The 1,127-nt window shown below is 47.0% G+C and carries 1 pseudogene; it reads left to right on the top strand.

The annotated features are described in order from the left end of the window. Positions 1-1,127: pseudogene (locus tag R8O11_RS25065) on the top strand (insulinase family protein); the annotation flags it as partial.

Genomic DNA, 1,127 nt, shown 5'->3' with positions numbered 1-1,127 from the left:
GATGACATCATTCAAGCTGTCTTCCAATATCTAACCATGATCAAACAAGACGGAATGAATGAGTGGCGCTACCTAGAGAAGCAAGCAGTGTTGGAGTCGGCATTCCGCTTTCAAGAACCTTCACGCCCTCTCGATTTAGTTAGCCATTTAGTCATCAATATGCAGCATTATCAGCCGCACGATATTATCTATGGCGACTACAAAATGTCGGGCTATGATGAAGATCTGCAACGTTCTCTGCTGCAATATTTATCTGTCGACAATGTCCGCGTTACGCTGATCGCCAAAGGACTTGAGTACAATCGCACTGCGGAGTGGTATTTCACCCCCTACTCCGTCACTACATTCAGTAGCGAGCAAAAACGCTTCTTCCAACAAATTGATCCGCGTTGGCAGTTTGTTCTGCCAGAGAAGAACCCGTACATTTGTTACGACCTCGACCCAATGCCCTTTGAAAACGGGGGCTCACTACCGGAGTTGATTGAAGATCTCGAAGGTTTTCGCCTGTGGCATTTGCAAGATGATGAGTTCCGAGTGCCGAAAGGCGTAGTGTACGTTGCGATCGACAGTTCTCACGCGGTCGCATCGCCTAAAAATATTGTGAAAACACGTCTTTGTGTCGAAATGTTTTTGGACTCACTAGCCAAAGAAACCTACCAAGCTGAAATCGCGGGCATGGGCTACAACATGTATGCGCACCAAGGCGGTGTAACTTTGACGTTGTCGGGCTTCAGCCAAAAACTGCCACAACTGCTTGAGATGATTTTACGCCGTTTCGCCGCGAGAGAGTTTAACCCAACTCGGTTTGAAACCATCAAACAACAATTATTACGTAATTGGCGAAATTCATCTCAAGATCGCCCAATTTCTCAACTGTTCAACGCATTAACAGGTTTGTTGCAGCCCAACAATCCTCCTTTCGCGACGCTTGCAGAAGCGCTGGAAGAAATTGAAGTCGATGAGCTGTCGACATTCGTCGAGTCGATTTTGGCGGAACTCCACGTAGAAATGTTCGTTTATGGCGACTGGCAACGTCAACAAGCGCATGATATGGCAACAACCTTGAAAGATGCCTTGCGCGTAAAAGAACAGCGCTACGAAGAAGCACTGCGTCCGTTAATCATGCT

The organism is Vibrio sp. 1288 (assembly GCF_033344475.1).
This window is presented reverse-complemented; position numbering and strand designations above follow the sequence as displayed.